The organism is Streptomyces sp. (genome assembly GCF_019510245.1).
GTDB lineage: Bacteria > Actinomycetota > Actinomycetes > Streptomycetales > Streptomycetaceae > Streptomyces.
The window spans coordinates 1-5,524 of sequence record NZ_JAEKKT010000282.1 but is presented as its reverse complement, the minus strand read 5'-3'; the positions used below and the strand labels follow the sequence as shown (position 1 = coordinate 5,524).

At 73.1% G+C, this 5,524-nt stretch carries 3 protein-coding genes; 1 reads left to right on the top strand and 2 read right to left on the bottom strand.

Features of this window, described 5'->3' with window-relative positions; translation table 11 throughout:
- Positions 1 to 133 precede the first annotated feature (133 nt).
- Both JF597_RS48895 and mobF read right to left on the bottom strand, forming a co-directional pair.
- On the bottom strand, positions 134 to 1,249 hold the full coding sequence (locus tag JF597_RS48895; RefSeq protein ID WP_294012288.1) for a tyrosine-type recombinase/integrase: 1,116 nt from the start codon (positions 1,247 to 1,249) through the stop codon (positions 134 to 136).
- A gap of 86 nt (positions 1,250 to 1,335) precedes the next feature.
- On the bottom strand, positions 1,336 to 4,503 hold the full coding sequence (gene mobF / locus JF597_RS48890) for a MobF family relaxase (RefSeq protein WP_294012285.1): 3,168 nt from the start codon (positions 4,501 to 4,503) through the stop codon (positions 1,336 to 1,338).
- A gap of 420 nt (positions 4,504 to 4,923) precedes the next feature.
- Here mobF and JF597_RS48885 point away from each other — a divergent pair, with 420 nt between their 5' ends.
- Positions 4,924 to 5,118 carry a hypothetical protein gene (locus tag JF597_RS48885; protein ID WP_294012282.1) on the top strand — a complete coding sequence of 65 codons (195 nt, stop codon included), beginning with the start codon at positions 4,924 to 4,926 and terminating at the stop codon, positions 5,116 to 5,118.
- Positions 5,119 to 5,524 lie beyond the last annotated feature (406 nt).

The window sequence follows — 5,524 nt, the reverse complement described above, 5'->3', positions numbered from 1 at the left end:
GCCTGGAGGGTTCGATTCCCTTCCGCCTCCGCCAAGCCTCTGACCTGCGGGTTTCCGTTACAGGCCGGTGCTGACAGCGGTGTCGTTCGGCCCGCCGAACAAGATCACGTGCCAGATCCGTGCCAGATCGGGGTTACGGCTCCCCGAGCTGCATCTCGGCGTAGGTCGACAGCAGGTCCGCGATCGCGGCGTCGCGCTGATCCGCGGCGTGCTGGTAGAGCAGCGCGGCGCGCGAGCTCACGTGGCCAGCGCGCCGCATGACCTCGGCCAACGTGGCGCCGGACTGGGCGGAGAGAGTCAGCCCGGCGTGCCGCAGGTCGTGGAAGTGCACGCCGTCGAGCCCCACACCCTTGGCAGCCTTGGACCAGGCGTGCTGCACGTGCGCGGCTCGGAGCGGCCGGCCCCTGCGGCCGGTGAACAGCGGTGCCGACGGCAGACCGGGACCGAGCTGCTCGAGCTGCCTGGTCACGGCAGCGACCGCGGGGCGGGGGAGGTGCGTCGTTCGGGCGCTGCCTGCCTTCGGTGGCACGATCCGCACGCCGCCGCCGGCGAGCTCGATCTGCTGACGCTCGATGCGCAGCGTCCCCTGCTCTGGGTCGAAGTCGCCACGGCGCAAAGCAAGGGCCTCACCGATACGGGTGTGCGCCCACAGCGCCACGACGACGAGCTCCTGCAGGTGCTCGGGCATCGCTCGACGCAGCTGCTCGACCTGCCGAAGGTCGAGAAGCGGTCGCTCCTTCATGACCGGCTGCCCGGCCCCCTTCACGCGGCAGGGGTTGCGGGCGATGACCTCGTCGTCGACGGCAGTGTTGAGGATCGCCCGCAGCAGCGCGTAGGCCTGACGGGTCGCGGTGGGTCCGGTCCTGCCCGCGAGCTCGCTGTGCCACTTCCGCACGCGAGGCGCGGTGAGGTCGCCGAGCGCGATGTCGCCGAGGTCCGGCAGCACCCACCGGTCGAGGCTGTTGCGGTAGGTGTCGACGGTCCGCTGCGCGAGAGGACGTCCGCGCACGGTGCGGTGCAGCAGCCAGTTCTCGGCGAAGGGCCGCAACGCGACGCGGGCGCGTGCGGGGTCCTGCCACACCTGGGCTGCGATGCGCGACTCGACGTCCGCCAGGTAGCGGCTGGCCTCGACCTTGGTCCGGAAGGTCGTCGGTGCCGTAATCGTCTCGCCGCTCGGCGCGGTGTACCTGGCCTGCCAGCGGCCAGAGGCAAGCTGCCGCATCGAGCCGAAGACTCGTCGCTTGCTCACGGACACCTCACAACAGCAGCCCAGATATGACAGCGCACTTCGGCCGCGGCCGCGACGTCATGCCCGCCAGCCTGTGGACACGCGACTCACCGCTCGAGCCCTCGGCTCAGGTCCCGGCTCGAGATCTGAAGCTCAACGACAGGCTCGTAGTGCCGGGAAGGTTGCGCGACGCGGGGGAGGGCGAGGCGGTCGCTGCCCGCGACTTGCAGGTCTTTGATGAGCTGCTCTCGTGGGTCGCCGTCGCTGGTCCGGTACAGGACGTTGGTGTGCCGGCCGCGCGAGAGGGCGGTGTAGGCGGCGTGGGCGGTGAGGTCGTCAGCAAGGACGAGCGCGTGGTCGACGGTGCCGCCTTGGGCTTTGTGGATCGTGGTGGCGTAGCCGTGCTGCAGGACGGCGCCGGCGGTCGCGGTGTCGAGGACGTGCCGGTCGGTCCCGTCATCGACGGTGACGCCGCGGGTGACGGCGGCGGTGACGGTGAGCCGGGTGCCGTTGAGGAGCTTGCGGCCGGCGGCGGTGGTGAGGTTGCGGGTGTTGAGCAGCTGGTCGCCGACGGCCAGGGGGAGGGGGCGTCCATCTGTGTCGTGCAGGACGAGCGTGTCGGCGGGGAGCCGCCCGGTGGCTTGCAGGCCGGTGCGGATGAGGCTGTTCAGGGCCGCGACGTCGTCGCGCCGGGTGGCGAGCACGATCGTGCTGGTGCGGTCGGCTTTCAGGTAGTCGTCGGCGAGCTGAGCGAGGAGGGTGTCGCGGTCGGGCGCGGTGCGGATCCGGTCGTGGCTGGCGTAGCCGTCGACGGCGCTTCGGGTGTGGCCGTGCCGGAGGTCGAGCAGGGCTCGCTGCTCCCAGGGGTGGGTCTGACGCTGGTTGTTGCTGAGCTCGGCGGGCCGCAGCGCGGGTTGCGCGAGGTGGCGGAACAGGCCGCCGGCGTCGATCTCGCCGAGCTGGGCGGGGTCGCCGACGAGCAGCAGGCTGCCGCCGGCGCTGTGGGTGTGCTCGAGCAGTCGGGTGAGGCCGCGGGTGCCGACCATCCCGGCTTCATCGACGACCACGACCGCACCGGCGGGCAGGCCGGGTCGCCGGCCGGTCTCGCGGTCGGGGGTGTCGAGGTGGTGCAGCAGCGCGGCGACGCTGCGGCTCGGGATGCCGCTGTCGGCCTGCAGCCGTTGGGCGGTCAGGGCGGCGAGGGCGACACCGAGCGCGGGCCGCTGCTGCGCTGCCCAGTAGGTGTGCAGGGTCGCGAGGGTGGCGGTCTTGCCGCTACCGGCCGGGCCCACGAGGACGGTCGCCAGCCGCGGGTCGGCCGCGAGCTTCAGGACCGCGGCGCGCTGCTCGCTGCTCAGCCCCGCTCCGGTCCGGGCGAGCGCGTCGGTGAGGGCCTGCCGGTCCGCAGCCGGGGCGCGGGTGGCGATCGCGGCCAGCGTCAGGGCCCGGTGCTCGGTGCTGACGAGGTCGCGGCTGGAGTAGACCAGGCCCCGCTCCGCGCCGCCGTTCTGGTCAGGGTCGAGGCGGATCGCGTCGGGGTGGTCCAGCAGCCGCGCGGCGAGCCACTCGACCGTGAAGGCGTCGCCGGTCGCGGTCGGCGGGAGGAGCTCGCAGAGGGCTTGCACGACGTCGCGGGTGTCGAAGTCGGTCTTGTTCGCGGTCAGTCCGGCCGGGCCGAACAGGTGCCCGGCGAGCTGCTCCATGCTCGGCCTCACCGTCGCCGCACCATGAGGCAGGCCCGCCGGCTCGGCAGGGGCGGTAAGGGGCCCGGACGAAGCGGGGCTGCGCGTTCCGGTTGCGGGCTCGCGGACCTCCCGGAGGCTCGGCCGTGACCACCCATGAACCGCGGGGGAACGGCTCGGTGATCCCGGCGCGCGGTCGCCGGGCTGGTCGGGCACGCGCTCGGCGACATCGTGCGCGCGGTCGGGGAGGCGGAGGAGGTGGTCCAGGGTGGGGAGGCCGTGCTGGGCGGCGCGGTCGCGCCAGCTCGGCCGGAGCTGCTCCGACGTGCGGTGGGTCTTGACCGGCCGAGTCGCCAGGCAGGCGGCCTGCGCCGCGCGGCGCCGCCCGCGGCTCAACACGCCCACCGGCGCGGCGTCGGCGGCCGGGCCGCTGGGGGCGGCGCCGTTCAGGGCGGTGAGGATGTCGCGACGGCGGGTGGAGAACTCCTGCAGGACCTCGCGGGGGATGCCTTCGATCTCGGCGACTCCTTTGACCGGTTCGGTGAAGGTGACGCCGAGCTGCTCGCTGAGGTGATGGCGCAGGGCGGCTTGGTAGAGGTAGCCGGCGGTCTTGGCGTGCCGGAACACCGCGCGGGAGTCCACCGCGCTCCACCGGCCGTCATCGCCCTGGAGGACGTTCGCGATGACGAGGTGGGTGTGCAGTTGCGGGTCGTCCGCCCGTGACGTGTGGTGGGTGAACGCCGCGCCGATCCAGCCGGCTGTGCCGATCGTGGCCATCTGCTGCCCGTCGCCGTGGTGGCCGCGGAACGCGTGCCCGGCGTGCCGCTGCAGATACGACAGCGCCTCGTTGGTGGCGAGGGTGTGGCAGCGCATGATCGCGTCCACCGCCTGGGCGTTGGTGGTTACCGCGGCCAGCGTGCTGACGCTCTTGGGGGCGGAGACGGTGACGTCGATCCCGACCCTGCGGACGTTGTCCCGCTCCAGGGTCCGCATGGAAGCCTCGAGGTAGCGGTCGGTGCCGTCCGGGCTCCGGTAGACGTCGCTCACGTCGAGCCCGGCGGCCAGGCACAGCTCCAGCGCGGTCTCGGGGCGGACCCAGTCCCGCCCACCCGCGGTGCGCCGCTGCAGGCCGGCGTAGGTCGCGGCCGCGGCCGGATTGCCGGCGAACAGCCCCTCCACCGTCGTGCCCTGCGCCTCGGCGTGCGCCTCCAGCGCGTCGAGCAGCGTCGCGACGTCCAGGTGCCCGGTGGCGCTCTCCCGCCAGACCGGCCGGGCGACCTGCTCGCCGTCCAGCCGCCCGTCGAGGAGCTCCGCGAACCGGGTCATGCCGGCGTCGTCGACCCGCCCGGTCAGGCCGAACGCGGCGGCGCCGTCCCCGACCCAGCGGGCGGCCGCGAGCTCCTCCGCCTTCGCGTAGTAGCGCAGCGCCTCTGCACGGACCGGCTCCGGCAGCTCGTCCAGACCGGGGACGTCCAGGCCCGGGTCCGGGAGCTGCTCGAGCTCGGCCTCGCAGGCGGCGCCGTGGCGGTAGTAGCGGCCGAGTTGCCGGCCGTCACCTCCGCCGGCGCCGCCGAGCATGCACACGCTGATCACGCCCGCCACCCTCGGCACCGGGCGCACGGAAAACGCACGGATTCCGCACGAGAGACGCACGAAAACCGCACGAGCAGGCGCGGGCGGCCGCACGAGTCCGTCAGGAGCCGTCGCACGGCCCGGCTCAGCGGTCGCTCCGACGGCGCGGCACGACGAGAGTCGGCGAGCTGGTGGCTGCTTCGGGCTGGCTGGGTCACCTGAGGCCGCCTCCGGACGCGTCAGCCGGCGCCGACGCACCTGCCGACCGTCGCGCCGAGGCGTCCCCAAAACGTCACCACGTGCCCCAGGAACGTCCCCGAGTGCCCCAGCCGGCGACGGGTGCCCCGTCCATGCAGCCCGAAGTCCCGCGTCGGCCGTCGTTGTCCACAGCCTCCGGCGCTGGCACCCCCGACGTCCCCACGGCGCGGCATCGTCGAGCCCATGGACGGCCACGAGTGGTACGACCAGGACGGCTGGCACTACCAACCACCCAGCACCTCTGGCGGCAGCGCCCTCACCCTCGCCCTGCTCGAGGACCTCTCACACCTCCTCACCGTGCACGGGTACGCGCCCCTCAGCGGCTACCCCCTCGCCGAGCTCGCAGCCGTCCTCACCCGCCTTCCCCGCGCCACCTGAGCTCCGCTCGTCCGCTCGTCCGCTCGTCCGCTCGTCCGTCACCTCAACCCCGACTCACCCACCGACACACAGTGGGATCTGACGATCCGCACGGGAGCCGCAGGTCGTGTCACCCGTCGCCGGCAGCCGATCCCACACGAGCACAGACAGCACAGAAGCGGCAGCCTTCGCGCTCCTGGCCTGATGAAGCGTTGGCGCTACCTGCCGCGCTCTTGGCGGCATGAGGGATGGTGGTTAGGCGTCCGAGCTGTGGCGAGAGCGCGCAGGATTACCCCGATCCACAGCGCCATCCCGCCTGCGCAACATGCCGGAGGCTGACCTCTGCGCTCCACGGGTGAGACATGTGCTCATGCGCTTTCGCGGTTCTCCAGGCCGACGGCAGCGAGCAGCTCCCGCCGGTCGTGAT

Coding starts and splice junctions, on each gene's coding strand:
- JF597_RS48885 (WP_294012282.1), top strand. CDS start 4,924: ATGGACGGCCACGAGTGGTACGACCAGGACGGCTGGCACTACCAACCA.